The organism is Vibrio sp. Vb2131 (genome assembly GCF_033338535.1).
Lineage (GTDB): Bacteria > Pseudomonadota > Gammaproteobacteria > Enterobacterales > Vibrionaceae > Vibrio > Vibrio alginolyticus.
In genome coordinates, this window is sequence record NZ_JAWOSW010000027.1 from 1 (window position 1) to 26201 (window position 26201).

Genomic DNA, 26201 nt, shown 5'->3' on the forward strand with positions numbered 1-26201 from the left:
CTCAATGAATACTGAACATTACATAAGTAATGTTTGAATTGACTGTGCTGAATCTTTCGATTCAATGGTCACTTCGTTTCATTGAAACCTAATTTGATACCGAAGTATCGAATTGGATTATCATCAACGAGTGCCCACACAGATTGATAGGTCTATATTGTTAAAGAGCAACTCTTCTTTGTGATTGACATCACTTGGGAAGAGGCGGCCATTCTAGCGAGATAATTTATTGTGTCAAACACTTTCTTCAAATTATTTCGTTTTTCTTTTCAGCCTTATCAACTTCGCTTAACCCCTTGTGAGGCCTTGCCCTGTCGACGAGGAGGCATTATAGAGATCGCGCTCACATTGGCAAGTGTTATTTTTCAAAAATTGCAAAAATAATGGTTAAACGATGAGTTTTCGATCAAACCTTTATTTATTCAACTTTACCCCAAACTCTCACACAACTTATCCACAGAATTGTTCTTTGAGACGTGTTTTTCAAGTACCATAAATAAAGAAAGCTGCTTTATTGCAGCTATCTTTATTAAACTTAACCTAAACTCTATTTAAAGAGCATTATGGCTATATGCCAGACCCATCTTGTTCAGAGCCATCATCTTCGTGTAGGCCACATTCTCGCTTTAAGCCAAAGAATCGAGTTTCTTCCTCTGACATTCCCGGCTCCCATTTACGAGTAGTATGTGTATCACCAACTGAAAGGTAACCTTCATCCCACAATGGGTGGTATTTAAGGCCGTGTTGTTCTAAGTAGTAATGAACGTCTTTATTAGTCCAATCAATTACTGGTAGAAATTTAAACACACCGTTCTGAATTGATAGAATCGGTAAACCTGCACGAGATTTACTTTGCTCTCGACGCAGTCCAGAGAACCACGTTCCAACATTAAGCTCTTTTAACGCTCGACGCATCGGCTCAACTTTATTGAGCTTGTTGTATTTTTCAATTCCCTCTACGCCTTGCTCCCATAATTTTCCATATCGAGCTTCTTGCCAATTCGCACTTTCCTTGGCTCGATAAACTTTTAAATTTAGGTTGAGAGCATCTGTCAGCTCATCGATAAATCGGTACGTCTCAGCAAACAGGTAACCAGTATCGGTTAGAATGACGGGGATGTCCGCTTTGGCGCGAGTAACTAAATGAAGCATAACCGCGGCTTGAATACCAAAACTAGAAGAAACCGCGAACTCGCCTTCTAGATTATCTAAAGCCCACGCTACTCTCTCTTGTGCTGAAAGCTTTTCGAGCTCGACATTAATTTGAGCAAGACGGAGGATTTGCTCCGTCTTTGTTAATGTCAGTAACTCTGTGAGCTCCAGCTTGGATGCTACAGAATCAAGCATGAAAGTCCCTCTTTGATACGAGCACTTCTTGGATAATGCCAGCACGAATAGTGAAATCGCCAAAGGCTTCGCCTTCTTCACGCTCTTTCGACCATCGAGCCACCAGCAGATCAATCTCTTCTAAGATTTGCTTATCCGTGATGTTCTCTTTATACATTTTTGGTACTCGAGTACCGGCACGGTTACCACCTAGGTGCAAGTTGTAACGACCCGGCGCTTTGCCAACTAGACCAATTTCAGCCAACATTGCGCGACCACAACCATTTGGACACCCAGTTACACGCAAAATGATGTTGTCATTTTCTGGTAGGTTGTGCTTATCCAGAATCCCCTCAACATCAGTAACAAACTGAGGAAGGAAACGTTCAGCTTCTGCCATCGCTAGCGGACAAGTTGGAAAAGCAACACAAGCCATTGAGTTCTTACGCTGTTCACTTACGCCGTCGTCCATTAAGCCATGTTCACGAGCGATCTTTTCAATCTTCGCTTTTTCGTTTTTAGGTACACCCGCAACAATTAGGTTTTGGTTTGCTGTCATGCGGAAATCGCCTTTGTGGATTTTGGCAATTTCAGCAACACCCGTCTTAAGTGGTTTACCTGGAAAGTCTAATAAGCGACCATTTTCGATGAAAAGCGCTAAATGATATTTACCATCAATTCCTTCTACCCAGCCAATACGGTCACCACGTTCTGTGAATTCATATGGACGGCTTTGCTCAAACTTAACACCAGCACGTTTCTCGACTTCCGCTTTAAAGACATCGCTACCTACACGATCCAATGTGTATTTGGTTTTTGCGTTCTTACGGTTTGAACGGTTACCCCAGTCGCGCTGAGTTGTTACTACAGCTGCGGCAACATCAAGTGTCTTGTCCAGCGGAATAAAGCCAAAGTCGTCAGCGCGGCGCGGATAAGTTGATGTATCGCCATGCGTCATCGCTAAGCCGCCGCCGACCAGGACGTTAAAGCCTACCAGCTTACCGTTATCTGCAATCGCTACGAAGTTGAGATCGTTAGCGTGTACATCTACGTCATTTTGCGGTGGGATAACCACTGTAGTTTTAAACTTACGTGGTAAGTAGTTCTTGCCTAGAATCGGTTCGTCTTCTTCCGTGCTTTCTACTTTTTCACCGTCTAGCCAAATCTCTGCATAAGCGCGCGTCTTTGGTAATAGATGCTCACTGATCTTCTTCGCCCATTCGTAAGCTTCTTGGTGTAACTCTGACTCCACTGGGTTAGTGGTACACAACACGTTACGGTTTACATCACCCGCGGTTGCAATCGAATCAATGCCAATACTGTTGAGCGTTTGATGCATCAACTTAATATTCGGTTTTAATACCCCATGAAACTGGAACGTTTGGCGAGTCGTCAGACGAATACTTCCATATAAAGAGTGCTCCGTTGCGAACTTGTCGATCGCTAACCATTGCGTTGGCGTGATGATGCCTCCAGGCATACGAGCACGAAGCATCACATTATGTAATGGTTCCAGTTTTTGCTTTGTGCGTTCATTACGGATATCACGATCGTCTTGTTGATACATACCGTGGAAACGAATTAACTGGAAGTTGTCGGCAGTAAAGCCACCAGTAATACGGTCCTGTAAATCTTGCTCAATGGTGCCACGTAATAAGTTGCTTTCTCGCTTCAGGCGCTCGTTATCAGATAGCGGCCCTAACTCTTCACCTAATACAACCTGCTTATTATTGTCCGTAGAAAAAGTCATTAGTACACATCCCTCTGATAACGTTTCGCTTTACGTAGGTCATTAATAAATTGTTCTGCATCGTCACGCGGCATCTTGCCTTCTTGTTCAGCAACGATAACCAATGCGTCGTGCACATCTTTTGCCATACGCGTTGCATCACCGCAGACATAGATATAAGCGCCTTCTTGGATCCACTGCCACACTTGAGCTGCGTTTTCTAAGATGCGATGTTGTACGTAAACCTTTTCTACTTGGTCACGACTAAAGGCAACATCCAATCGGCTTAGTACTCCTGACTTGAGATACTTTTGCCATTCCACTTGGTACAAGAAGTCTTGAGTGAACGTGCGATCACCAAAGAACAACCAGTTTTTGCCTTCAGCATCGCGGTTTTCACGCTCCTGAATAAAGCTACGGAATGGTGCGATCCCTGTACCAGGACCAACCATGATAATTGGAGTGCTATCATCTTCCGGCAGTTTGAAGTTGTTGTTATGCTCAACAAATACTTTAACTTCACCCCCCTCTTCGAGACGCTGTGCTAAGAAACTAGACGCACCACCATATCGTTTTTCGTCGTTTTGTTCGTACTCAACCAAAGCAACCGTTAGGTGTACTTCTTCATCGACCTCTTCTTGGCTTGATGCAATAGAGTAAAGGCGTGGAGTAAGGCGACGAAGCAAACCAATCAATTCATCTGCGGTTAACTTGGTTTTCTTTTCTGCCAGTACATCAACGATTTGAGTATTTGCAGAGTACTCGCGAAGCTTATCTTTATCTTCAACTAACTTTTGTAGCTTCTTGCTACCGGATAACTCGGCAAACTTTGTGATGAGCTGCGGGTTAGATGTTGTGATTTCATATTTACTCACGAGAGCACTGTGGATTGACAAGCTTTCACCATCAACGTCAACAGTCTCAACCCCAGACAAACCGACCTTACCAAGAATGGCATTTGCAAGTTCCGAGCTATTTTCAAACCACACACCTAGTGCATCACCTGGCTGATACGTTAAGCCCGAGCCTTCTAAGTCGATTTCTATATGACGAACGTCTTTTCCAGAGTCACGGCCCGTGATTTTTTGACTGGTCAGTAACGTCGCAGTGTACGGATTTTGTTTATTGTAAGGAGAGTGCGCAGTCGCAGCTTGACCCACAGGAAGTTGAACCACATCCGCTTCAGAGCCAGAAGACAGTGTATCTTTTACCTTGTCTAACGCATTCTTACGCCATTCAGTTGCAGGGGCTTCATAATCCACATCGCAATCAAGACGCTCGATAAATGGAGTCGCGCCTAGCTTTGATAGGTAAGTGTCGAAGTCTTTACCGGTCTGACAGAAGAACTCGTAGCTAGAATCTCCCAATGCAATAACACCATATTGCAGGTTTGGCAGCTTAGGAGCCTTCTTCGATTGCAAAAACTCATGTAGCTCAATGGCATTGTCTGGCGCTTCGCCTTCGCCGTTAGTCGATGCCACAATAATGACATGCGTTTCTTTGGCTAAGTTTTTACCTTTGTAATCGCTTGCATCAAAAAGTTCGACTGCAATTCCTTCTGCTTTTGCTTCCTGTTCCAGAGCTTCAGCAACACCTTTAGCATTGCCCGTTTGGGAAGCAAAAATAATACTCAACTTACCTGCTGGCTTCGCTGATACGGCTGCCGTTGCTTGTGCAATTGGCGTTACCGCTGTGTTTGGTTGATTTTGAGCTAATCCCCAAAAATACCCACTGACCCAAGCAAGTTGCTGTGAAGACAACTCAGAGACAGTTTGTTGGAGTGAGCTAATTTGTTGGTCATTCAGAGGGCTTGCGATTGGAGGATTTCCTCCTTGCCCATTATTATCTTCAGACACATTCTTGTGAGAATACTCATTCTTTTGAAAAGACATTATCACGACATCCCTATTCATTGCGTGACGATAGAGTACCCACTCTCCTTAATAACAAGAAAGAATAGAAGTGAATGTTTTATAACTTTTTGGAAGTAAGAACGGCTTACTTTTTGCTCATCGATCTTCAATGCGGACTTGTTGAAAGCCTACTGCCATTGCCGATTTTGACGCAGTATCCAAATCTTCATAAAGACATTCTTCGCCGTGACTGTCCGTTAGAAAAACAAAACCACCGCGCGCATGTCTGAACTCTACAACCCAACCACCCTCTTGGATTGCAGGCTCAATAATCGCTTCGATAAGCTGATTTTCACGGAATAGATGTCTTAGTTCATTTATTGTCATCGCTATCCCTGCTTTAACTTTCACATTGCTCCTAGGTAAGCATGGTCTAAGTCAGCCAAATAGGGAGAAATTTCGATTAGATATAATGAAGTGATATAAAAAAACGCCGCTTATAAAGCGACGTTTTAAGTAAATCGAATATCTAACATGGCTGAATTTAGAACGCGTATTCCGCACTCACAAAGAAGCCGTTAGCAAAAATAAACTCTTTCCCTAGATCCGACATGAATTTATCGGACTCTAAATCAATCACACGGTAACCTCCACGAAAAGCCAGTCGAGCTTTTTCGAGCGGTACATTGTATTGAACACCTGCCATGAAATCGGTGCTTTTGATACCTTTGTTGTCACCAAAGTTTATCTCACCAATCACATCAAAGTTTGTATCCGGAACTTGAATTTCTGCGTAACCATACCAAGCCCAAATCAGCTCATCAAATTCTTCTACACGCCTGCTTGAGCCAGCATCAATGTATTTAGTGTCACTTAAATTACTGAACGTGAGACCCGCATCAAAGTGCAATAAATCATGCTCTAGAACGTGGTAATACAAGGTTAAATCGAGCTTATCGAACCCCATGTAATCCGCATCAACACTTGAGTAACGAAGGCGCGCATTAGGGACATATTTAACATCATGTTCAATCGCCGCGTAAAAAGTGCCTGCGGTACTGCTATCTCGTCTCACTTCATTAACTTTAGTGTCGGCAGCCCATACCTCTGCGCCGACTTTTGTCGATACAGAGTACTCTGCAAAAACAGGAAAAGATACTGCCAACGATAATGCCGTTAAAGCGATGTTCGCTTTATTTGTCATGTAGTATTTACTCCGAGATAGCTGATATTCACGTAGAGGACGTGAGAGGAAATATACCATATTCTCACGCCTCTCCATCAACTAAATGATGTTACTCATTATTTATAGCGGGGCTGAGCAACGTAATTCTTGAAGAACCAAATACCCAATGCAATCACGATTAACCATGGTAATAGTTTGAGTACCGCTCCAACCATTCCCAGTAAAAACATCACAACTAACGCAATACCAGTTGCTGCGAATACGGTCATCATTGTGATACCCGTAACCAACAAGGTCGCCGCAAAGACTAAAATAAAGATTAGCTCCAACATAATCACTTCTCCATTTGTTTTCAATAAACAGAGCAGTTTCCATACCAACTTACAGAAACGAAGTTAAGATTATGATTTTTAATAAAAAAACAAAGCCAGAGGCATTTCTGCACTCTGGCTTTATCATTCTTTAGTTGGTAATTTTAGCCATTCACTGGCGAATTTTACACATTCAATTCTTTTGGAATCTTAGCTAGCGCGTCTTGCAATACTTCTAGACCAGAACCTGGTTTGTGCGCATTTTCACTGATATGACGACGCCATTGACGAGCACCGGGCATGCTTTGGAACAAACCTAACATGTGACGGGTAATGTGACCAAGGTACGCACCTTTCGCTAATTGCGCTTCAATGTATGGGTACATCTCTTCAACAATTTCGCTGCGTTTCTTCACTGGAGCATTAGAGCCAAACAACTCTTGGTCTACCGATGCCAGTAGATATGGGCTTTGGTATGCTTCACGACCAATCATCACACCGTCAAGATGCTGAAGATGTGCTTTTGCTTCTTCTAATGATTTCACGCCACCGTTAATCGCAATCGTTAGGTGTGAGAAGTCTTGCTTCAATTGGTAAGCGCGTGGGTAATCCAATGGTGGGATCTCGCGGTTTTCTTTTGGGCTTAAACCACTTAACCAAGCTTTACGAGCATGGATAGTGAACTGCTCACAGCCACCCTTTTCTGAAACAATAGAAACGAAATCCGTTAGGAACTCGTAAGAGTCTTGATCATCAATACCAATGCGAGTCTTGACTGTTACAGGGATATCGACCACGTCTTTCATTGCTGCGACACAATCCGCAACTAACTGCGGTTCAGCCATTAGGCAAGCACCGAAGCGACCGTTTTGTACGCGGTCAGATGGACACCCCACGTTTAGGTTAATCTCATCGTAGCCACGCTCTTGCGCTAGCTTGGCACACGTAGCCAAATCTGCTGGGTTTGAACCACCAAGTTGAAGGGCTAACGGATGCTCTTCTTCGTTATAAGCCAGGAAATCTCCTTTTCCATGAATGATCGCACCTGTCGTCACCATTTCAGTGTACAGCAGGGTTTCTTTGGTCATTAAGCGATGGAAGTAGCGACAATGACGATCAGTCCAATCTAACATTGGTGCTACGGAGAGCCTGCAAGAATGAGTCATGATATAAACACCCGTTTTTATGTTGCCAAGGTCGAGCGCAGCAGTACGCTCAAAAAATAAGTCGGGTATTGTATACCCAAGCACCTCTGGGTGCTAGTTTCAGCGAGAATGATTTGGTTGGCTGACTAGCCAAGTGCTTAGGAATACGCAGAAGTAATACGAATCTGTCATTCGTTGATTCATTCTGTGATGATTATTCCGCCTTCACACCACCACCGACTTGCTTTAATTCATGATTTTCGTTCTGATAGTGGGTAAAATGAAGCATTTCTAAACGAACTTCGTATAGAAATGATTTATCATAGAGCACGTCCGATAGTTATGGTGAAAGGTTTGAACCCAACAATCATTGAACAAATTGAAAGTATCTGCGCAGAGCGTGGAGTACGACTGACTCCGCAACGCCGACGCGTATTTGAACTCATTTGTTCTAATCGCCGCGCCTCAAGTGCGTATGAGCTATTGGAGCAACTAAAAGAGAGTGAGCCTCAGGCTAAGCCGCCCACTGTTTATCGAGCATTAGATTTTCTCCTAGAACAAGGCTTCATCCACCGAGTGGAATCGACAAATAGCTTTATTACTTGTTGTTCTTTCAATACTCAGCAGCACTTTTTCCAATTACTAATTTGCGATAAATGTGGTGATGTCGTTGAACTCGAAGATGAGACGCTGATATCCTTGTTAGCCGAAAATGCCGAGAAGCATGGATTCAAACTGACCAACCAAGTTATTGAAACTCATGGTGAATGCCAGGCCTGTTCCTCCGAGACGAAAGAAAAAGTATAGAAGAACGTTATGCGCGCTGAATTTGTAAACCCGTTTTTAGCTTCTTTAATGAACGTGCTAAAAACTATGGCTTCTCTTGAGCTGAAGCCACAAAAACCGCGAATCAAAAAAGATGAGATCGCACGAGGTGACGTTTCTGGTCTGATTGGTATGGTAGGCCCACAAACTCGTGGTTCAATGTCGATCACCTTTGATGAAGCACTCGCCCTAGAAATCATGCAGAACATGCTTGGTGAACGTCCAAATGGGCTCAATGAAGAAGTGACCGATATGGTGGGTGAGATCACCAACATGGTTACTGGTGGTGCGAAACGCATTCTGGCGGAAAGTGGTTTTGACTTTGATATGGCAACACCGGTTGTGGTTTCGGGCCGAGGTCATACGATTCGCCACAAGTGTGAAGGCTCAATTATTATCATGCCTTTCTCTTCCCAATGGGGAAATGCCTTTATCGAAATTTGCTTCGAATAAAAGAGAAAAAATAGGTTGGCACTGGCCAACCTATTTTGTTTTTGCCTCAGGCAATAAAAAGGTCAGCATTTGCTGACCTTTTCTTTATCTATTCAAACATTAAGCTTTGAACGCTTTAAATGCGTTGATTAGACCGTTTGTTGAGCTGTCATGCGAGCTGATTTGAGACTCATCTGCAAGCTCAGGTAGGATTTGGTTAGCCAGTTGTTTACCTAGCTCCACGCCCCACTGGTCAAAGCTGAAGATATTCCAGATAACACCTTGTACGAAAATTTTGTGTTCGTACATTGCGATCAAGTTACCTAGCGTACGAGGCGTGATTTGCTTCACTAGAATAGAGTTTGTTGGACGGTTACCTTCAAACACTTTGAATGGCGCAATCGCTGCCACTTCTTCAGCATTCTTACCTACTTTCACCAACTCTTCTTTCACGGTTTCTTCATTTTTACCAAACGCTAGAGCTTCAGTTTGCGCGAAGAAGTTAGACATCAGTTTTTGGTGATGATCGCTAGCTGGGTTGTGGCTAATTGCAGGTGCAATGAAGTCACATGGGATAAGCTTAGTACCTTGGTGAATTAGCTGGTAGAACGCGTGCTGACCGTTGGTACCTGGTTCACCCCAAATGATTGGGCCAGTTTGGTAAGTTACAGCATTGCCGTCACGGTCAACGTATTTACCGTTTGATTCCATGTTGCCTTGCTGGAAATATGCTGCAAAACGGTGCATGTATTGATCGTAAGGTAGGATAGCTTCTGACTCCGCACCGTGGAAGTTGTTGTACCAAATACCAATCAAAGCAAGAATCACTGGAATATTGATTTCTAGATCTGTTGATACAAAGTGCTTGTCCATCTCGTGAGCACCATCAAGCAACTCAACAAAGTTGTCGAAACCTACTGCTAGTGCAATTGATAGACCGATCGCAGACCATAGTGAGTAACGGCCACCAACCCAGTCCCAGAATTCAAACATGTTCGCTGTATCGATACCAAATTCAGACACGGCTGTCGCGTTTGTTGAAAGCGCAGCAAAGTGTTTAGCCACATGAGCCTGATCACCCGCAGATTCTAGGAACCAATCACGAGCAGTGTGCGCGTTAGTCATGGTTTCTTGCGTTGTAAACGTCTTAGACGCGATCAAGAATAACGTCGTTTCTGGGTTAACTTTCTTCAACGTTTCAACGATGTGTGTACCATCAACGTTAGATACGAAGTGAAGGTTTAGATGATTTTTGTATGGCGCTAGAGCTTCCGTCACCATGTAAGGGCCAAGGTCAGAACCGCCGATACCGATGTTCACAATATCAGTAATTGCTTTGCCTGTGTAACCTTTCCATTCACCACCGATAACGCGCTCAGTGAATGATTTCATTTTTTCTAGAACCGCGTTCACTGCTGGCATTACGTCTTCGCCGTCTACCATAACTGGAGTATTAGCGCGGTTACGTAGTGCAGTGTGAAGAACAGCGCGACCTTCTGTTTGGTTGATCGCTTCACCACTGAACATCGCTTCAATTGCAGATTTCAGCTCGGTCTCTTTCGCAAGAGCAAACAGGTGCTTCAGAGTTTCCTCATTGATGAGGTTCTTTGAGTAATCGACTAGGATGTCTGAGCCGAAACGTGCAGAGTATTTGTCGAAACGCGCTGCGTCTTGAGCAAACAGCTCTTTAAGATCCATATCTTGTGCAGATTCGAAATGCGCCGTTAGCGCTTTCCAAGCTTGTGTTTGCGTTGGATTGATATTTTTCAACATGGTCTTTATCCCGATGTTACAGTAGGTTCCATTCCTTACAGTCTAGCGAAAACTGTGGAATCCCCGATTTAGCAAATAGAATATAAATTAGATGTTTGGGCAAATTGCCACAAAACAAGTCTTTGTAATTTTTTTTCAGGCGCCAATTATGACCGAGAGCTTTTACACTCACATTGAGTTAGGTCACGTTCCCTGCCCTGAAATTGAACATTCATTTACGATGACAAGAATCATATCATTTACTAATGACAGGCTCTAATTGGAATAGGATAGACGCCAATTTATAAATTTCCAAAGGAACACGTATGTGGGCACAAAAAACACTGCAATTAAAAGCGAGAAGCCGCGGTTTTCACCTGATAACTGATGAAATTGAACAACAATTACCACAAATAAACGAACTTTCAGTAGGTTTATTACACTTATTTATTCAGCACACCTCCGCCAGTTTGACCTTAAATGAGAATGCTGATCCAACCGTGCGTATGGACATGGAAGCGCACTTCAATAAGTTTGTGCCAGAGCGTGCTCCTTATTATCAGCACACCTATGAAGGTGACGACGACATGCCGGCACATATTAAAGCATCACTGCTGGGCAGTAGTGTGACGGTACCAATCCAAAATGGTCGATTAGCTTTAGGAACATGGCAAGGTATTTACTTGGGTGAGCATCGAGACTTTGGTGGCGGCCGCCGCGTTATTGCTACGATTAACGGTGAGTAGATAAAACAAAGGCTAACCTTGGGTTAGCCTTTCGTTGTTTATTTGGAGTATTCCATCTCGACGCGAGGCGTTAGCTTAGTCACGAGTTCATACGCAATCGTACCAATGTGACCCGCCACTTCTTCTACTGGGAGCTCTTTCCCCCAAAGAATCGCTTCGTCGCTGACTTTATCCGTTGCGTCTGGTCCCAAATCGACCGTCAGCATATCCATGGAAACTCGACCTGCAATAGGTACTTTACGGCCATTAACCCACACCGGCGTACCGTTTGGAGCACTTCTTGGGTAACCGTCGCCATACCCTACAGCGATGACCCCAACTTTTGTATCTCGCTCACTGGTCCAAATACCACCATAGCCAACACTTTCGCCCTTCTTCACTTCACGTACCGCAATAAGGTGGGATTTAAGTGTCATGACAGGCTGATACCCAAGATCTTGCGCCGTTTTGTCATCGAATGGCGACACACCATACATGATAATACCCGGACGAACCCAATCTAAATGGCTTTGAGGCCATGCCAATAACCCCGCAGATGCCGCCAGTGAACGTTCCCCTTGGCAACCAGAAGTCAACGATTTAAACAGCTCAATCTGTTGTGGGGTAATATCGCTATCCAGCTCATCTGCACAGCCAAAGTGGCTCATGTAACGCAACGGTTTCGCTACATTTGGACACTCCTTCAGCCGCGTTACAAAGTCGTCATATTGTTCAGGACGAACCCCAAGGCGGTGCATGCCACTGTCAATCTTCAGCCACACGACAACCGGAGTTTCAAGGTCTGCTTGCTCCAAGGCGATAAGCTGCTCTTCACAGTGCACCACGGTTTGGATGTTGTTCGTCACAAGAACAGGTAAATCACCAGGAGAGTAAAAACCTTCTAGCAATAGAATCGGCTTTACTACTCCACAAGCGCGCAGTTGCAATGCTTCTTCAATGCGAGCCACGCCAAACGCATCCGCATGGTTAGCATGTTTTGCGACATGACGTAATCCGTGACCATAACCATTGGCCTTGACGACAGCCATCACTTTACTTTGTGGCGCTTGAGCTTTTACGCGCTGTAAGTTGTGCTGCAACGCAGACAAATCAATGCACGCCTTGGCCGCTTTCATATAGCTCATGGAATTACTCATCATCAATATCGAATGCAGGACCCGCGTAGTTGTCGAAACGCGAATGTTGACCTTGGAAAGTGAGGCGAACAGAGCCGATAGGACCATTACGCTGTTTACCAATAATGATTTCGGCCGTACCTTTGTACGGACTATCTGGGTGATAAACCTCATCACGGTAGATGAACATGATCAAGTCGGCATCCTGCTCGATGGAACCGGATTCACGCAAGTCCGAGTTTACTGGTCGTTTATCCGCACGTTGTTCTAGGGAACGGTTTAGCTGCGACAGTGCCACAACAGGCACATTTAGCTCTTTTGCCAGCGCCTTAAGAGAGCGAGAGATCTCAGCAATCTCAAGAGTACGGTTATCGGTTAACGAAGGCACGCGCATCAACTGAAGGTAGTCGACCATGATCATAGATAGACCGCCATGTTCACGAGCGATACGGCGAGCGCGCGAACGCACTTCGGTCGGAGTTAGACCAGAGCTATCATCAATGTACATATTCTTCTTCTGCATCAGGATACCCATAGTAGAAGAAATACGCGCCCAATCTTCGTCATCTAGCTGACCCGTACGGATCTTGGTTTGGTCTACACGAGACAAAGAGGCCAACATACGCATCATCAACTGTTCAGCTGGCATCTCTAACGAGAAAATAAGTACGGGCTTTTCTTGTTGCATGGCCGCATTTTCACACAAGTTCATCGCAAAGGTCGTTTTACCCATCGATGGACGCGCTGCGACAATCACCAAATCAGAGCCTTGCAAACCTGCGGTTTTCTTATTGAGATCGGTGAAACCGGTATCGACCCCCGTAACACCATCTTGTGGCGTTTTATACAACAACTCGATACGTTCTAACGTCTTTTCGAGGATGTTGTCGACGTTTTGTGGTCCTTCGTTTTCACTAGTTCGAGACTCGGCGATAGCAAAAACTTTACTCTCCGCCATGTCTATTAAATCTTCAGAACTGCGACCTTGAGGGTCATAGCCCGCGTCCGCAATTTCATTCGCGACACCAATAAGGCCACGAACAATCGCACGCTCAGCGACAATATCAGCATACGCATTGATGTTAGCTGCACTTGGCGTATTCTTCGCCAAGTCAGCGAGGTAAGCAAAACCGCCTACATCTTCTAACAACTCGTGACGCTCTAGATATTCCGATAAAGTAATAAGATCGAGAGGTTTACCCGCTTCAAGAATGGTTTTTACACCTTCAAAAATCAGGCGGTGTGGACGACTATAGAAATCACTGCTCACAACACGTTCGGCAACGGTGTCCCAACGTTCATTATCCAGTAAAAGACCACCAATTACTGATTGCTCGGCTTCTAGTGAGTGAGGTGGCACTTTGATTGCGTCGACCTGACTGTCTGAAGGTTTGCGATTTCTGTTTTCCGCCATGACTTTGCTCGATAACTACTATTGACCCACGATTATAACCTTAACCTAGCTGAGATGCTTCCCCGAAGCGACAATTACTTGTTAAGAAATCATCATGTGAACCACCCGGGTAATAGCCTGGTTCTTCCGCCTAGCTCTAATAAAAATTAACCTACCATTGACCCAACCAAATATCTGTATCAGTATCATGCCCCTCCTTTTTGATTACGTTCGAGGTTGATGTGTCCCGATACTGGTTACTTAGCTTTAGCCTACTGTGCGCTAGTGCATCGTATGCTGACGAATCAGTACAGCCAGAGCAAAATATTGATGTACCCGACCCACTAAAAACCGAGGTGGAGTTCGGCTATCAAGCTCACACAGGTAACACGGACTCTCGTTCCCTGAATGCTCGTTTGAGTGCTGAATATACGTCAGGTCGACACCGTTCTAATGGTGAATGGAAGTACTACAACTTGTACAAAGACGGTGAAGAAGACAAACGCTCATCCACCTACTCCCTACAGAGTGACTACAAGTTAGGCCCTAAGACATATTTGTATGGCAGCTTTAAAGGGGTGGATTCTCGCTACAGTGCTTATTTTAAAGACTATACGTTGTCAGGTGGTTTGGGTTACCAGTTCTCCTACACTGAGAACTTCATTTTAGAGGTAGAGGTAGGCCCTGGTTTTCGCTATCAAGAGCCAAACTTAGACGAAATAGATGATGACGATATTGTCTTTCCCGATATCGTTAGAGAAGGCATTTTTCGAGGAAATATCAACACAACTTGGCATGCGTTGGATAATTTAAGTTTCGCAGCTGATATTACGTTGGTAACAGGTAGAAGTAACACACGTACTGATAGTGAACTCAGTGTAACCAATGATATTACTGAAGATATTGCACTGAAACTGGCGCACTCTCGTCAGTATCACGATAAAGTGCCTGAAGGCTTAAGCAAAGCGGACAGCGTATTTTCCGTTAATTTACTTTTCGCTTTTTAACCCTTTTTCTCTCAGTTTTAGAAATAAAAAAAGCACCTCCAATGAGGTGCTTTTTAGTATTTCGTCTTGATACTGAATTACTCAGCAGCAACAACTTGTAGGTTAACTGTCGCGAAAACTTCAGAGTGAAGTTGAACGCTGATCTCGAACTCACCAGTGTTACGTAGAGCACCTTCAGGAAGGCGAACTTCGCTCTTAGCAACTTCAACGCCTGCAGCTGTGATAGCGTCAGCGATGTCACGAGTACCGATAGAACCGAATAGTTTGCCTTCGTCACCAGCTTTAGAAGCGATAACTACCGCTTCTAGAGCGTTAACTTTCTCTGCGCGAGCTTCTGCAGCAGCTAGTTGCTCAGCAACTTTAGCTTCTAGTTCAGCACGACGAGCTTCAAACATTTCAACGTTAGCTTTAGTTGCCATAACTGCTTTACCTTGTGGGATAAGGAAGTTACGAGCGTAGCCAGATTTAACGTTTGCAGTATCGCCAAGACCACCTAGGTTACCAATTTTATCAAGTAGAATAACTTGCATTGCTTAATCCTCTTTCTTAATAAAATGAACCGATTACTGATGCTTGTCAGTGTACGGTAGTAGAGCTAGGTAGCGTGAACGCTTGATAGCACGTGCTAGTTGACGCTGGTACTTAGCGCTTGTACCAGTGATACGGCTAGGTACGATTTTACCAGCTTCAGTGATGTAGTTTTTAAGAGTTGCTACGTCTTTGTAATCAATCTCTTGTACGCCTTCTGCAGTGAAACGGCAGAATTTACGACGACGGAAGAAACGAGCCATGGGCTATCTCCTGATCTTAAATTTGAGTAATGTTGTCGGCGTGTAACACTAATTTTCCCACGCCATTTCGGCCGGTTTGATAAGTGACAAAACCACTTACCTTAATGTTACTGCCTTGAACTAAATTCTGAGTTAGTGCTTGTGACCCAAGCCCGCTGACGACTACCGGCATACGACAATAAACTTGTCGAGGTAAGTCAGCTTCGATAATAGTAGAGCGATGCTCCAGCCAAAACCGACAGTGTTCAATGCCACCAGGGCTTTTACTACGAATGGGCGGTTTGGCAATGGTGCCGCTCAGCTCCATTCGATTGGCCATAAGAAAACTTACTCAGCAGCTTCTGACTTAGCTTCAGGCTTAGCTTCAGAACGCTCTTCACGACGTGGAGCACGCTCTTCTTTTTGCTTAAGCATGATAGATTGCTCAGTGATCGCTGCTTTAGTACGCATGATCATGTTACGTAGAACTGCATCGTTGAAACGGAAAGCAGTTTCTAGCTCATCAATTACAGCTTGGTCAGCTTCAACGTTCATAAGAACGTAGTGAGCTTTGTGAAGCTTGTTGATTGGGTAAGCCAGTTGACGACGGCCCCAGTCTTCTAGACGGTGGATTTTACCGCCAGCTTCAGTGATTGAACCAGTGTAACGCTCGATCATGCCAGCAACTTGCTCGCTTTGATCTGGGTGCACCATGAATACGATTTCGTAATGACGCATTGGTTGCTCCTTACGGATTATTCAGCTTCCACAAATGGCTCAGTCGTCCAGAGGAAGCAAGGAACTAAAGATAATTGACTGAGTTTAAGGAGCACGAATAGTACAGAAAGGGCGTAAAATAGGCAAGTGATTATTTGCTCAGCGCAGTGGATATTTAATTTCTTCTAATACTAGAAAACACAAAGGCTGCCAACAAGCTGGCAGCCTTTAAAATCAGCGTGTTATTGCGCTGGCTTATCGGTGCTTATTTAACTTCAGCCAGTTCAGCGCGCATTTGATCGATCACTTGTTTGTAATCTGGCTCACCGAAAATCGCCGAGCCTGCAACAAACATGTCTGCGCCCGCTTCTGCAATTTCACGAATGTTGTCAACCTTCACACCGCCATCGATTTCTAAGCGGATATCACGGCCAGACTCGTCAATCATCTTACGAACGGCACGCAGTTTATCTAGTGTATGAGGAATGAATGATTGGCCACCAAAACCAGGGTTTACCGACATCAGTAGAATCATGTCGACTTTATCCATAATAAATTCAAGACTTGCAAGTGGCGTTGCTGGGTTTAGTACCACACCAGCCTGACAGCCGTGCTCTTTAATTAACTGCAGTGTACGGTCTACATGATCAGAAGCTTCTACATGGAACGTAATCATCGACGCACCCGCTTTTGCGAAATCAGGAATAATACGGTCAACGGGTTTCACCATTAGGTGAACATCGATTGGCGCTGTGATGCCATAATCGCGTAGTGCTTTACACACAGGCGCACCAAAAGTCAGGTTTGGTACATAGTGGTTATCCATAACGTCGAAATGCACCACATCCGCACCCGCTGCGAGTACTTTTTCTACATCTTCACCGAGACGAGCAAAATCTGCCGATAAAATGGATGGAGCAATAAGAAAATCTTTCATACCTGACCTCAGTAGTAATGAGCAAACAATCTGCGCGCAATTCTACCGAAGCCAGTGGGGAGATCCACTATTTAGATATAATAGTGTGAGAATTAAGAGTTTGATTTATCCATGTCTGGGGCATGAAAAAGCGCAAGTAGCTCATCAACTTTATTACGACCGTTACCATTACGGCTAATGGTACGCTTTACTTTTACCACATTAAGATCCGCACCGTGATACAACCGACGTGTCAAGGTAGTGTCGTGGTTAGAAATCAACACAGGAATGCCACGTTCAGTCGCTGTTCTTTCAGCAATGTCGGCTAATGCAGCTTGGTCGTCCAACGTGAAACCATTACCTGCGTATGAGGTGAAATTTGCCGTATTTGAAAGCGGCGCATAAGGTGGATCGCAATACACGACGCTCCCTTTGCGCGCACGACGAAATGTTTCAGGATAACCTTCACAAACGAACGTAGCTTTTTTGGCTTTTTCTGCAAAAAACTCCAATTCCGCCTCAGGGAAATACGGCTTTTTGTAAGAGCCAAAGGGTACATTGAAGCCACCTTTTTTGTTGTAACGGCATAGGCCATTAAAACCAAAGCGGTTCATGTACAAAAATGCTAAAGAACGGTACATCACGTCATCGGTTTTATTAAACTCAGCGCGAATGTGTAGGTAGGCTTCTTTGCGGTTGTTCTCAGCGACAAACCAACGCCTCGCTTCAGAGATATACTCTTCAGGGCGTTCTTTCAGCAGGTTGTACAGATTGATCAAATCTGGATTGATATCTGCAAGTAGATAATGGTCATAATCGGTATTCAGAAACACTGAGCCCGCACCAACAAAAGGTTCAACTAGCTTTCGAGCCGGCGGCAAATGACGTTGGATGTCTTCAACCAGTCCGTATTTTCCTCCTGCCCATTTAAGAAAGGCTCGTTGCTTTTTCATCTACTGCTCTATCTATCGACCAAAAATTAAGGCTGCGGAATGTAACATATTTTTCAGGGAAGCTCAGGTTTATTTCACTCGTTCAATTTCACGGTGAACCTGACGGAGTGATTTTGCCCAAGGACTCACTGACTTAACCGAATCTGGCAAGCTTGCGACGGCATCACGAGCCATTTGAATTGTCGGATAATCTTGATATGTGATGATATACCACTCGGTGTCATTACGAACGGTAGGATAAATTCGCACTTGATTATTCAGTTGATGCTCATTGAGAAAGGATTGTACATCTTCCATTGAGGTCATAGCTGCGAGTTGTAAAGTATAAGCTCTTGGCGATAGAGCTTTTAGTTCTTCACGAGCAAATGAAAATTTCACAACAGGTTGGTTTGCCTCACCCTCTTCTGACTGAGCAGGTGCTTGCGTCATATCTTGATTCGGTTTTACAACTTTAATCAAAGGGGAACTAGTTTCATCGGCGGTTTCTGTCTTCTCAGTACCTACGACGTCATCAATCGCTTTTGTGTCTGCTGAATCAGCTTTACCTTCAAGCAATGCATCGACCACATTCGACTCAATCACCACTCTTTGTTGATTGTCATCACTGCCTACGCTCGCTACTTCTTCTGTCACTGCTGGCGGTAATGAATCAGAATCATCAACCGCACCAGACTTATCAAGACTGCTAGAGCCATCGGTTACAGGTTGCAGTGAAGACTGCGCTGCACTGACTCCTGACTCTTCAAAAGTTGGAATAGCCGTTTGCTCTAAACTGCCAGCAATTTGCTGCGCTTTATCATCAGGACTTGGTTGACTAAGCATCCACCAATAGCCACCAGCAGCAAGCAACAGTAAGACTAATACCACCAACGCAATATTCAGGGGTGAACCGACAATCGAGCGGATAATGATCCTTTTTTCCACTTTCATCTCTCCTAACGCCATGATGTCACCCGGTACTGGGTCGACTTTTTTAAATGCATCTCGAACCCGTTTCTCAGACTCATCATCGACGTAGCGCGCAACAAGTGACTCAAAGAAACGACGAGCTTCCACTTCGGACAACATATCAATATCAAGCTCAACAGGCTTTATCTCTTGTCCATAACTGAGACGTGCTAGCAAACCGTCTAAACGTCCAGACTGTGTAAACAGTAAGACATTGATGGTCCAATTTGGCTTATGGTGCGCCTCTAAGACCAGCATCCAAAGCTCAGAGATAAGTGTCTCACTCAATAAATGCGCATCATCTACAACAATTGCAATGTCACACGCCTCATCACCTAAAAGCCTTTCAAGGCTATCAAGTAAAGGCTCTTGCTGATTAAACAATGCGTCTGAAACCAGTTGACTCAAAATAAGGACGCGATGCTGCACATCGTCTTGATTAGAATGACAAAGTAACAAACATTGATTCTTGTTACTGGCACCCACTTCAAGGTATCGCTGCGCTAACCAAGATTTCCCGTACCCATCATGACCATTAATCGCAATTAGATTGGAACCAAAGTTAGTCAGTAGACCTAATCTATCAAGCAACTCGATTTGAGAATCTAATTCCAGTACGTGAGCAACACTCATCTAATAACCTTAATACACTACAAGAATGACGCCCAAAGGCGCCATTACAAGGTTAAATATCGCGACCGAAGTCTATTGCCTGTTTGAGTACGTCTTGTGTCGTATCAGCAATTACCTCGGCAGTGCCAATGCCTGTAGGCAAAACCAATCGTAATTGACCAGAGAGGACTTTCTTATCTCGCATCATGTGCTTGATGAAGTCATCGAAATTCATACTGTCTGGAGTATGCACAGGCAGTTTTGCACGACGCAAAATCGCAACAATACGCTCAAATTGCTCTTCCGAGATCAGACCGCGTAGATGCGACGTTTTGGCCGCCATAACAGTGCCGGAAGATACCGCTTCACCATGCAGCCAATTGCCATAGCCAAGTTCCGCTTCAATCGCATGACCAAAGGTGTGACCTAAGTTAAGCAAAGCACGGATGCCCGACTCTTTCTCATCCTGAGCCACCACTTCCGCTTTTATTTCACAGCAACGTGCGATCGCATAAGTTAGTGCTTCTTCATCCAACGCATACAAGCGCTCAAGATTGTCTTCTAACCATACAAAAAAATCTGCATCGTAAATAATGCCGTACTTAATGACTTCGGCGATACCCGCAGCGAACTCACGTTCAGGCAACGTCGACAGGCAGTTGGTATCAATGATCACTGCTTTAGGTTGGTAAAACGCGCCTATCATGTTCTTACCCAACGGATGGTTAACCGCGGTTTTTCCACCAACCGAAGAGTCCACTTGGGATAGTAATGTGGTCGGTATTTGAATAAAGTCGACCCCACGCTGGTAACAGGCAGACGCAAAACCCACAAGATCGCCAATAACACCACCACCTAACGCGATGATCACAACATCACGAGCATAACTCCCTTCCAGTAAGAAGTTCATTACTTGATTAAATACATCCAAGTTTTTGTACTGTTCACCGTCAGGCAATTCTAACAAGGATGCACTACAACCGAGCTGCTCGAGTTGCTTTAAAATTTTGTCTGCATACAAAGGTGCCACTGTGACATTACTGATCACAACAACTTTTTGTTTTGCATTTTTGTTTGAGAGAACTTGAGAGAGGTACGCCGGGTCCTCAAATAACCCGGCGCCAATAGAGATTGGGTAGCTACGCTCAGCTAGGTTGACCGTAATCCGTTCCATCGGTTTGCTCCAATTAAAAAAAAGATAAAGACTTATCTCTCTTCTAGCATTTTTACGATCTGGTTGGCTACCACTTTTGCACTTTGATCGTCAGTGCGAACAGTGTAATCCGCTACTTCTTCATATAAAGGATTACGTTCTTCAGCTAATTGCTCCAGTACTTCGCGAGGGTTATCCGTTTGAAGTAAAGGACGCTTCTTGTCGCGGTTTGTACGCGCAAGTTGCTTTTCAATCGTCGTTTCTAAGTAAACAACAACACCACGTGCCGAAAGACGATTGCGGTTTTCTTTGCTCTTAACAGAGCCACCGCCAGTCGCAAGCACGATGCCTTGCTCTTGTGTTAGGTCTTCAAGTACCGCTTCTTCACGCTTGCGGAAGCCTTCTTCACCTTCTACATCAAAAACCCAAGAGATGTCTGCACCAGTGCGTTCTTCGATCACTGTATCGGAGTCAACAAACTCCATATGCAGTTGCTGTGCTAGATGTCTACCAATTGTACTTTTGCCGGCGCCCATTGGGCCAACAAGGAAAATATTACGTTTCTCAGCCATGTTTAGCAGTAATTTACAACATTGATTCAATAAGATCGCCACAAGAAAACACAGCTAAACTGCTGTTCTACAAGGCTTGTGGCACCAGTTCCTCACAGATAATTCGTGATAAGACCCGAAATTATCCAAGCATGGTGCCACTATTGCAACTTTATTTTTGATTTAATCAGTTTTTCCCGAGACAGAACTACTGAATCACCACCTTAGGCGTGACGAAAATTAACAGCTCACTTTTGCCAACATTTTCATAGCTTCGACGAAAAAGCGCACCTAATAGCGGCAGATCGCCCAACAAAGGCACTTTGTCCACCGAGTTAGTAATGCTGTGCTGAAAAATACCACCAAGAACGACCGTTTCACCATTATTCACTAACACTTGCGTCCCGATACGTTGAGTATCAATCGCAACAGCTTCACCAGTGCCTGTCTTCACGACTTGTCCAGGTCTATCTTGCGTGACACTTAAATCCAACACTAAGCGGTTATCCGGTGTGATTTGCGGGGTCACCTTCAAACTTAATACCGCCTTTTTGAACGTCACCGTCGTTGCACCACTTGATGATGACTCTAGGTAAGGAATCTCTGTACCTTGTTCGATATAGGCTGGTTTCTTATTGGTAGTGATCAAACGTGGGCTCGAGATAATCTCAGCTTTAGACTCTTGTTGCAGCGCAGAAAGTTCCAAATCAAGTAGTGTGTCTGATCCTAACTTCGCAACTTGGAAAGCAAGACTGGTCGCATTCGGGCTGGTTGCAGCTAAGTTTACATTTAGGAAGTCATCGATCCCCACTCCATCACCGTCACCACCGTCGTCGCCCCCTTCTCCATTATAAAGACCGATCGTGGCGAGGTTGTTCTCAATAGAACCGCCCACTGTATTACTGCCATTAATAGATGTAAAACCCCAACGAATCCCTAACTCGTCCATGTTACCTTCATTGATGGTCACAATACGCGCCTCAATTTGAACCTGTTTAACTGGAATATCCAAAGACTCAATAATTTCTCGAATCACCTCGATGTTTTCAGGTAACTCTCTAATCAATAACGAGTTAGTTCGCTCATCAATGGTCATACTGCCGCGCTCTGACAGCATGCTGATATTTCCTTCTCCATTGATCATCTCCGCAATATCTGATGCTTTAGCAAAATTAACTTTGATGATTTCAGATGAAAGCTCTCCCATTTCTTCCGTCAATTTTTGTTTTTCTAACTGCTGCTTCTCACGCAAGTCCAACTCATCAGTCGGAGCAACTAAAATCACGTTGCCATCAACACGCTTATCTAACCCCTTAACTTGCAAAATAATATCCAGCACTTGCTGCCAAGGGACACCATCAAGACGAAGCGTGAGGTTGCCTTCTACAGAGTCGGAGACAACCAAATTGAATTGGTTGTAATCAGCAATAAGCTGCAAGACGTTTCGCACAGGAATATCTTGGAAGTTAATCGAAATAAGCTTACCTTCTCTTTCTAAAATGCTTTTATCTGGGGCTTTCTCATTGGGTTTGATCTTCGCTACTTTGATTTCCAAAAAACGCCCCGTTAAACGGTAATCATGCATGTATTCTTCATTGATGTGCGCAACCAAGCGCGTAGTTGAGGTATAGCGAAACACTTCTACGCTCTCAACCACAGTCGAAAAGTCTTTCACGTCTAGGAGATACAATTGCTCGTCTTTTACTGAAGTGTTAAGCAAATCGATACTTAACCCTTCCTGTACACGCTTGATATCTACAATCGCGGCCGGTGACGCCAATTCGACGACAATCACGGCGTCTTTATCTTTATTAGTTCGAAAGTCGATACTTTTTAGGGCATTGGACGAAACTTCTTCAGCTGCCGCTAAAGGGGCTAAAAATACAAACAACCATAAGGAGAAGAGCCCAGTAAGTATCCTTGGTGTACGTGTTAATCCTTGTCTCATTTTCATTACTCAATATCAAAAATAAATGGGGCTATCTCAAAGCCAACTTAACTTTACGTTTTTGCCAACATCCTAAGCCGTCGGGCAACGTTTCATTAATCAACAAGTAGGAGTGGCTGACATGGGTCACTTTGCCATTATTGCGTCCGAGGTATTGACCCGGCTTAACTTTATAGACATTGCCATTGGGAGCCTGAACGAGGCCAGAAACCGTGTTATCCATGCCCATGACCCCTTTCAAACGTAATTGGCTTAATGGGAATTTTTCTAATTTTCCAGTTCGCCTTCTTGAGGGCGGTTGCCAACAATCTTTTCTTGCAACTGGCTGAGTCGCGATGATGGCTTCTTTGGGTAATTCAAAGGGTGCACGCTGTACTTCCGGTGCGTACGTGACTGCAACATACTTGTCTGCGGGCTTAAGCTTCTCGACCTCTCGACGCGCCTGTGTTTCCACTCCTCGAATAAAATCCGTCAATGATTCATCATTCGCCTGGCATCCCATCAATAGAGAACCCATCAATACCAACAACAAAGACTTACTTGTCATTTTTCGTCTCCTCCGGCTTAAACTGATAGGTGTTAGCGCGCACCCGAAAGTGCAGGGTTTCGCTCTCTTGGCTGACACGTTGCCAAGTCACATCTTTAAACGTGATGATTCGAGGTAGCGTCGCTATTGCCTGAGAAAAATGGCCGATGTCATGAAAGTCGCCCGTTAACTCTATGTTTAAAGGAAGACGATAAAGGAAGTGCTCTGATTGTTTTTCGCCCCAGTCGATTCGGGTGAAAGTCAGCTTATTGTCGATGCCAAGCTCATTCACTGAAGCGAGCATTGTAGCCAGCTCTTTTTGCGCAGGCAGTTGTTGCAGTAATAACTCGTAACGAGTGGTAAGTTCATCCAATTGAGATTGAAGCTGAGGCAACGCTGCCACTTTGTTCGCTTTGATCTTCAATGCCACCTTGAGTGTCTGCTCCTGCTGGATCAAGTAATTCAACTGTTCTTCTTTCGGTTTAAGGTAAAACCAATAACCTAAGCCTTGAATCGCCATGATCAGAAGCGCGATTACTACAATCTGGGGCAACAATGGCCACTCGGCCATTTCATCTATTTCGAGATCCTGCCAATCAACCACGTTGAGCCTCCAATTTCTTCTCCGTTACTTTGAACATGAAAGACACTTTGAATGTTTGAAACTCTTTCCCAAAACGGGCTTTGCCGTGAACGATGGAATGCATTTCTACGTCGTTCAACTTGGCCGAGCGCTCCATGTTGTCCAGCATCGTGGCAAGTTTTGGAGTGCTATCTGAGATCCCAGAGATCTCAATTTCCAGATCATTCATTTTGATCTTGTCGACATATACACCTTCAGGGATAACGGCAGGCATTAAGTTCATGAACTCGGTCGTTTTGTTTCGTCCGTTTTGTAAACCTTCAACGACCTTTAGACGTTCGAGGATTTTGCTGTGCTCTTGCTCTGCAATTTTCATTGCTTCAATACGCTGGTCGAGTTCGGCAATGTAGTGAGTGAGGTAATCGAGCCGCTCCTGTTGTTGATCTTGTTGGTACTCAAAAAACTTTCCAATACCCCACTGGATGCCAACAGCGACCAACATACCTAATGCGACCAAACTGATGAAACGACGTCGGTGCTCTTCTCTTTGATTCTCTCGCCAAGGAAGTAAATTAATGCGATAAAGCACGGGCGCCTCCTAGCCAATGAATGCCACGAACGGCCAGTCCGGCTGCTGTTGAGAAATGCTGCCAATCCACAGCACGACGCTTACGCTTAGACACCTTCATCTCAAATAGCCCTAGCGGATTTAGCAATTCACACTCTAACGACAATTGTTGAGACAACTCCTCTGCGAGCATGGGAGTGGAGGCCCCTTCCCCTGATAACCAGATACCCTTGATGTTTTGTGAGCCATTGATTGAGGTATAGAGCTGCATCTGGCGCTTTACTCGCTCTACGATTTGACGGTTAAACAGCTCTGTTTTCTCCTGAGCATCATCGGACAGAAAATCGACTGGAGAAGCGCTGTTTGCTCCGCGTGTGCCGTAAGCAAACTCTTTGTGAAACAGTTCACCTTGTTCGGTAAACATGGTGAAGGAGCTCGATAAAGTGCCAATATCGAGTAAGCAGTATTTGTTTTTGTCAGGAAAGCGATCGGCGGTGAGCTTCCAGATATGACCAAGGCTTTGCGAATGCACGTCCACTAAAACAGGTTTTAGTCCGGACTTTTGTAATGCATCGACTCGGCCTTCTACCACATCTTTTCTTGTCGCAAACACTTGATAGCTATCACTGCCACTCTGCCCGCCCTCAGCGCGAAGACGAACGAAGTCTAAACTCAGCTCTTCGACAGGGAATGGCGATTGATGAGAAAAGGCTTGTATCACTGCAAACTCAACTTCACTCTCTTCAAGATTTTGTTCTATTTGCAGTTTCTTGCTAATTACCGAGTTATCAGGAACTGAAATCGCAACTTTTTTAGCGCCAAAAGGCAGTTCTTTTTTTATCTGCTTGAGGGTCTTTACAATTTCTTGATGATTTATGGTGTTATTTTCAGCGACAATACCTTCCTTTAGTAATATTTCTTTGTAACCCAACAGAGCGTAATTGTTGCCTGTGGGTTTAAGTACTACGGCTTTGAGGCTGTTATGGCCTATATCGATGCCGGTAACGATTAGCTTATCCATCTCTTACTCTCGCTCCGAAATTTCTTCGTGCAAAGGTTGTTATTAGCATCCAAATAAGAGTTAATATCTCTTATGTGCTAAATTTTTGACCTAAGAGTACAAGGGTTTGCCGTTA

28 protein-coding genes are annotated in these 26201 nt (G+C 44.4%); 4 read left to right on the forward strand and 24 right to left on the reverse strand.

All coding sequences use genetic code 11. The features are described from left to right. Positions 1–567 precede the first annotated feature (567 nt). From R7E38_RS21055 to dusA, 7 genes are all read right to left on the reverse strand, one after another. Positions 568–1347, reverse strand: coding sequence for a phosphoadenylyl-sulfate reductase (locus R7E38_RS21055; protein WP_005382748.1), 780 nt, complete (start codon positions 1345–1347; stop codon positions 568–570). Further along, a complete protein-coding gene (gene cysI, locus R7E38_RS21060) occupies positions 1340–3076 on the reverse strand; it encodes an assimilatory sulfite reductase (NADPH) hemoprotein subunit (RefSeq protein ID WP_136976337.1) in 1737 nt (578 codons plus the stop codon). The genes R7E38_RS21055 and cysI overlap by 8 nt, the downstream gene beginning before the upstream one ends. After that, entirely contained in the window at positions 3076–4947 is a 1872-nt protein-coding gene (locus R7E38_RS21065) for an assimilatory sulfite reductase (NADPH) flavoprotein subunit (protein WP_017821725.1), read from the reverse strand. The genes cysI and R7E38_RS21065 overlap by 1 nt, the downstream gene beginning before the upstream one ends. A gap of 117 nt (positions 4948–5064) precedes the next feature. Beyond that, positions 5065–5295, reverse strand: coding sequence for a hypothetical protein (locus R7E38_RS21070; RefSeq protein ID WP_005381264.1), 231 nt, complete (start codon positions 5293–5295; stop codon positions 5065–5067). 157 nt (positions 5296–5452) lie between these two features. Further along, positions 5453–6112 (reverse strand): TIGR04219 family outer membrane beta-barrel protein, encoded by a 660-nt coding sequence (locus tag R7E38_RS21075; protein ID WP_005381265.1) that lies wholly within the window; start codon positions 6110–6112, stop codon positions 5453–5455. A 98-nt stretch (positions 6113–6210) separates the two neighbouring features. Then, positions 6211–6426, reverse strand: coding sequence for an envelope stress response protein PspG (pspG, locus tag R7E38_RS21080; RefSeq protein WP_005381266.1), 216 nt, complete (start codon positions 6424–6426; stop codon positions 6211–6213). Between the two features lie 164 nt (positions 6427–6590). Next, positions 6591–7571: a tRNA dihydrouridine(20/20a) synthase DusA gene (gene dusA / locus R7E38_RS21085; protein WP_017821727.1), complete on the reverse strand. Its 981-nt coding sequence runs from the start codon at positions 7569–7571 to the stop codon at positions 6591–6593. A gap of 321 nt (positions 7572–7892) precedes the next feature. Between dusA and zur the strand changes: the two genes are divergently transcribed. Then, entirely contained in the window at positions 7893–8357 is a 465-nt protein-coding gene (gene zur / locus R7E38_RS21090; protein ID WP_005381268.1) for a zinc uptake transcriptional repressor Zur, read from the forward strand. A 9-nt stretch (positions 8358–8366) separates the two neighbouring features. Continuing rightward, positions 8367–8828 (forward strand): chemotaxis protein CheX, encoded by a 462-nt coding sequence (locus tag R7E38_RS21095; RefSeq protein ID WP_005381269.1) that lies wholly within the window; start codon positions 8367–8369, stop codon positions 8826–8828. Positions 8829–8927: 99 nt separating this feature from the next. Here the strand turns inward: R7E38_RS21095 and pgi are convergent, their stop codons facing one another. Further along, on the reverse strand, positions 8928–10580 hold the full coding sequence (pgi, locus tag R7E38_RS21100) for a glucose-6-phosphate isomerase (protein WP_226084092.1): 1653 nt from the start codon (positions 10578–10580) through the stop codon (positions 8928–8930). A gap of 305 nt (positions 10581–10885) precedes the next feature. On the opposite strand from pgi, the gene R7E38_RS21105 reads away from it, so the two are divergent. Further along, a complete protein-coding gene (locus R7E38_RS21105) occupies positions 10886–11305 on the forward strand; it encodes a secondary thiamine-phosphate synthase enzyme YjbQ (protein WP_005381271.1) in 420 nt (139 codons plus the stop codon). 38 nt (positions 11306–11343) lie between these two features. Here R7E38_RS21105 and alr read toward each other — a convergent pair whose 3' ends face one another. Together alr and R7E38_RS21115 are read right to left on the reverse strand one after the other, a co-directional pair. Then, entirely contained in the window at positions 11344–12420 is a 1077-nt protein-coding gene (gene alr / locus R7E38_RS21110; protein WP_005381272.1) for an alanine racemase, read from the reverse strand. A gap of 13 nt (positions 12421–12433) precedes the next feature. Next, a complete protein-coding gene (locus tag R7E38_RS21115) occupies positions 12434–13834 on the reverse strand; it encodes a replicative DNA helicase (RefSeq protein ID WP_005382759.1) in 1401 nt (466 codons plus the stop codon). Positions 13835–14055: 221 nt separating this feature from the next. Here R7E38_RS21115 and R7E38_RS21120 point away from each other — a divergent pair, with 221 nt between their 5' ends. Continuing rightward, a complete protein-coding gene (locus R7E38_RS21120) occupies positions 14056–14820 on the forward strand; it encodes a DUF481 domain-containing protein (RefSeq protein WP_005381276.1) in 765 nt (254 codons plus the stop codon). Positions 14821–14897: 77 nt separating this feature from the next. Here R7E38_RS21120 and rplI read toward each other — a convergent pair whose 3' ends face one another. The 14 genes from rplI to pilM form a co-directional block, all read right to left on the reverse strand. After that, positions 14898–15350: a 50S ribosomal protein L9 gene (gene rplI / locus R7E38_RS21125; RefSeq protein ID WP_005382760.1), complete on the reverse strand. Its 453-nt coding sequence runs from the start codon at positions 15348–15350 to the stop codon at positions 14898–14900. Between the two features lie 33 nt (positions 15351–15383). Then, positions 15384–15611 carry a 30S ribosomal protein S18 gene (rpsR, locus tag R7E38_RS21130; RefSeq protein ID WP_000090472.1) on the reverse strand — a complete coding sequence of 76 codons (228 nt, stop codon included), beginning with the start codon at positions 15609–15611 and terminating at the stop codon, positions 15384–15386. A gap of 16 nt (positions 15612–15627) precedes the next feature. Next, positions 15628–15930, reverse strand: coding sequence for a primosomal replication protein N (gene priB / locus R7E38_RS21135; protein WP_005381298.1), 303 nt, complete (start codon positions 15928–15930; stop codon positions 15628–15630). An 8-nt stretch (positions 15931–15938) separates the two neighbouring features. Beyond that, the gene (gene rpsF, locus R7E38_RS21140; protein ID WP_005381299.1) at positions 15939–16328 is read right to left on the reverse strand and encodes a 30S ribosomal protein S6; all 390 of its coding nucleotides are present in this window, start codon (positions 16326–16328) and stop codon (positions 15939–15941) included. A 244-nt stretch (positions 16329–16572) separates the two neighbouring features. After that, positions 16573–17244 carry a ribulose-phosphate 3-epimerase gene (gene rpe, locus R7E38_RS21145; RefSeq protein ID WP_005381300.1) on the reverse strand — a complete coding sequence of 224 codons (672 nt, stop codon included), beginning with the start codon at positions 17242–17244 and terminating at the stop codon, positions 16573–16575. A gap of 92 nt (positions 17245–17336) precedes the next feature. Continuing rightward, complete coding sequence (locus R7E38_RS21150; RefSeq protein WP_104979776.1) at positions 17337–18176, reverse strand: Dam family site-specific DNA-(adenine-N6)-methyltransferase; 840 nt, start codon at positions 18174–18176, stop codon at positions 17337–17339. A 69-nt stretch (positions 18177–18245) separates the two neighbouring features. Continuing rightward, positions 18246–19757: an SPOR domain-containing protein gene (locus R7E38_RS21155; protein WP_033907307.1), complete on the reverse strand. Its 1512-nt coding sequence runs from the start codon at positions 19755–19757 to the stop codon at positions 18246–18248. A 52-nt stretch (positions 19758–19809) separates the two neighbouring features. Then, positions 19810–20910: a 3-dehydroquinate synthase gene (gene aroB / locus R7E38_RS21160; protein ID WP_005381318.1), complete on the reverse strand. Its 1101-nt coding sequence runs from the start codon at positions 20908–20910 to the stop codon at positions 19810–19812. Positions 20911–20942: 32 nt separating this feature from the next. Next, complete coding sequence (gene aroK, locus R7E38_RS21165) at positions 20943–21461, reverse strand: shikimate kinase AroK (RefSeq protein WP_005381319.1); 519 nt, start codon at positions 21459–21461, stop codon at positions 20943–20945. A 187-nt stretch (positions 21462–21648) separates the two neighbouring features. After that, positions 21649–23394, reverse strand: coding sequence for a type IV pilus secretin PilQ (locus R7E38_RS21170; protein WP_033907306.1), 1746 nt, complete (start codon positions 23392–23394; stop codon positions 21649–21651). Between the two features lie 25 nt (positions 23395–23419). Further along, positions 23420–23935 (reverse strand): pilus assembly protein PilP, encoded by a 516-nt coding sequence (locus R7E38_RS21175; RefSeq protein WP_115386334.1) that lies wholly within the window; start codon positions 23933–23935, stop codon positions 23420–23422. After that, positions 23925–24518 carry a type 4a pilus biogenesis protein PilO gene (locus R7E38_RS21180; protein WP_158174192.1) on the reverse strand — a complete coding sequence of 198 codons (594 nt, stop codon included), beginning with the start codon at positions 24516–24518 and terminating at the stop codon, positions 23925–23927. The genes R7E38_RS21175 and R7E38_RS21180 overlap by 11 nt, the downstream gene beginning before the upstream one ends. Beyond that, positions 24511–25086 carry a PilN domain-containing protein gene (locus R7E38_RS21185; RefSeq protein ID WP_005381323.1) on the reverse strand — a complete coding sequence of 192 codons (576 nt, stop codon included), beginning with the start codon at positions 25084–25086 and terminating at the stop codon, positions 24511–24513. Before R7E38_RS21185 ends, R7E38_RS21180 begins: the two co-directional genes overlap by 8 nt. Next, positions 25070–26086: a type IV pilus biogenesis protein PilM gene (gene pilM, locus R7E38_RS21190; RefSeq protein ID WP_005381324.1), complete on the reverse strand. Its 1017-nt coding sequence runs from the start codon at positions 26084–26086 to the stop codon at positions 25070–25072. The genes R7E38_RS21185 and pilM overlap by 17 nt, the downstream gene beginning before the upstream one ends. Positions 26087–26201 lie beyond the last annotated feature (115 nt).

What these genes read in the sequence shown, in the direction of transcription:
- rplI (WP_005382760.1), bottom strand. Translation starts at nt 15,350, where the DNA reads ATGCAAGTTATTCTACTTGATAAAATTGGTAACCTAGGTGGTCTTGGC.
- zur (WP_005381268.1), top strand. Translation starts at nt 7,893, where the DNA reads ATGGTGAAAGGTTTGAACCCAACAATCATTGAACAAATTGAAAGTATC.
- R7E38_RS21155 (WP_033907307.1), bottom strand. Translation starts at nt 19,757, where the DNA reads ATGAGTGTTGCTCACGTACTGGAATTAGATTCTCAAATCGAGTTGCTT.
- rpsF (WP_005381299.1), bottom strand. Translation starts at nt 16,328, where the DNA reads ATGCGTCATTACGAAATCGTATTCATGGTGCACCCAGATCAAAGCGAG.
- R7E38_RS21150 (WP_104979776.1), bottom strand. Translation starts at nt 18,176, where the DNA reads ATGAAAAAGCAACGAGCCTTTCTTAAATGGGCAGGAGGAAAATACGGA.
- pspG (WP_005381266.1), bottom strand. Translation starts at nt 6,426, where the DNA reads ATGTTGGAGCTAATCTTTATTTTAGTCTTTGCGGCGACCTTGTTGGTT.
- cysI (WP_136976337.1), bottom strand. Translation starts at nt 3,076, where the DNA reads ATGACTTTTTCTACGGACAATAATAAGCAGGTTGTATTAGGTGAAGAG.
- aroB (WP_005381318.1), bottom strand. Translation starts at nt 20,910, where the DNA reads ATGGAACGGATTACGGTCAACCTAGCTGAGCGTAGCTACCCAATCTCT.
- R7E38_RS21075 (WP_005381265.1), bottom strand. Translation starts at nt 6,112, where the DNA reads ATGACAAATAAAGCGAACATCGCTTTAACGGCATTATCGTTGGCAGTA.
- rpsR (WP_000090472.1), bottom strand. Translation starts at nt 15,611, where the DNA reads ATGGCTCGTTTCTTCCGTCGTCGTAAATTCTGCCGTTTCACTGCAGAA.
- R7E38_RS21175 (WP_115386334.1), bottom strand. Translation starts at nt 23,935, where the DNA reads ATGACAAGTAAGTCTTTGTTGTTGGTATTGATGGGTTCTCTATTGATG.
- priB (WP_005381298.1), bottom strand. Translation starts at nt 15,930, where the DNA reads ATGGCCAATCGAATGGAGCTGAGCGGCACCATTGCCAAACCGCCCATT.
- rpe (WP_005381300.1), bottom strand. Translation starts at nt 17,244, where the DNA reads ATGAAAGATTTTCTTATTGCTCCATCCATTTTATCGGCAGATTTTGCT.
- R7E38_RS21095 (WP_005381269.1), top strand. Translation starts at nt 8,367, where the DNA reads ATGCGCGCTGAATTTGTAAACCCGTTTTTAGCTTCTTTAATGAACGTG.
- R7E38_RS21055 (WP_005382748.1), bottom strand. Translation starts at nt 1,347, where the DNA reads ATGCTTGATTCTGTAGCATCCAAGCTGGAGCTCACAGAGTTACTGACA.
- pgi (WP_226084092.1), bottom strand. Translation starts at nt 10,580, where the DNA reads ATGTTGAAAAATATCAATCCAACGCAAACACAAGCTTGGAAAGCGCTA.
- R7E38_RS21065 (WP_017821725.1), bottom strand. Translation starts at nt 4,947, where the DNA reads ATGTCTTTTCAAAAGAATGAGTATTCTCACAAGAATGTGTCTGAAGAT.
- aroK (WP_005381319.1), bottom strand. Translation starts at nt 21,461, where the DNA reads ATGGCTGAGAAACGTAATATTTTCCTTGTTGGCCCAATGGGCGCCGGC.
- alr (WP_005381272.1), bottom strand. Translation starts at nt 12,420, where the DNA reads ATGAAAGCGGCCAAGGCGTGCATTGATTTGTCTGCGTTGCAGCACAAC.
- pilM (WP_005381324.1), bottom strand. Translation starts at nt 26,086, where the DNA reads ATGGATAAGCTAATCGTTACCGGCATCGATATAGGCCATAACAGCCTC.
- R7E38_RS21115 (WP_005382759.1), bottom strand. Translation starts at nt 13,834, where the DNA reads ATGGCGGAAAACAGAAATCGCAAACCTTCAGACAGTCAGGTCGACGCA.
- R7E38_RS21105 (WP_005381271.1), top strand. Translation starts at nt 10,886, where the DNA reads ATGTGGGCACAAAAAACACTGCAATTAAAAGCGAGAAGCCGCGGTTTT.
- dusA (WP_017821727.1), bottom strand. Translation starts at nt 7,571, where the DNA reads ATGACTCATTCTTGCAGGCTCTCCGTAGCACCAATGTTAGATTGGACT.
- R7E38_RS21170 (WP_033907306.1), bottom strand. Translation starts at nt 23,394, where the DNA reads ATGAAAATGAGACAAGGATTAACACGTACACCAAGGATACTTACTGGG.
- R7E38_RS21070 (WP_005381264.1), bottom strand. Translation starts at nt 5,295, where the DNA reads ATGACAATAAATGAACTAAGACATCTATTCCGTGAAAATCAGCTTATC.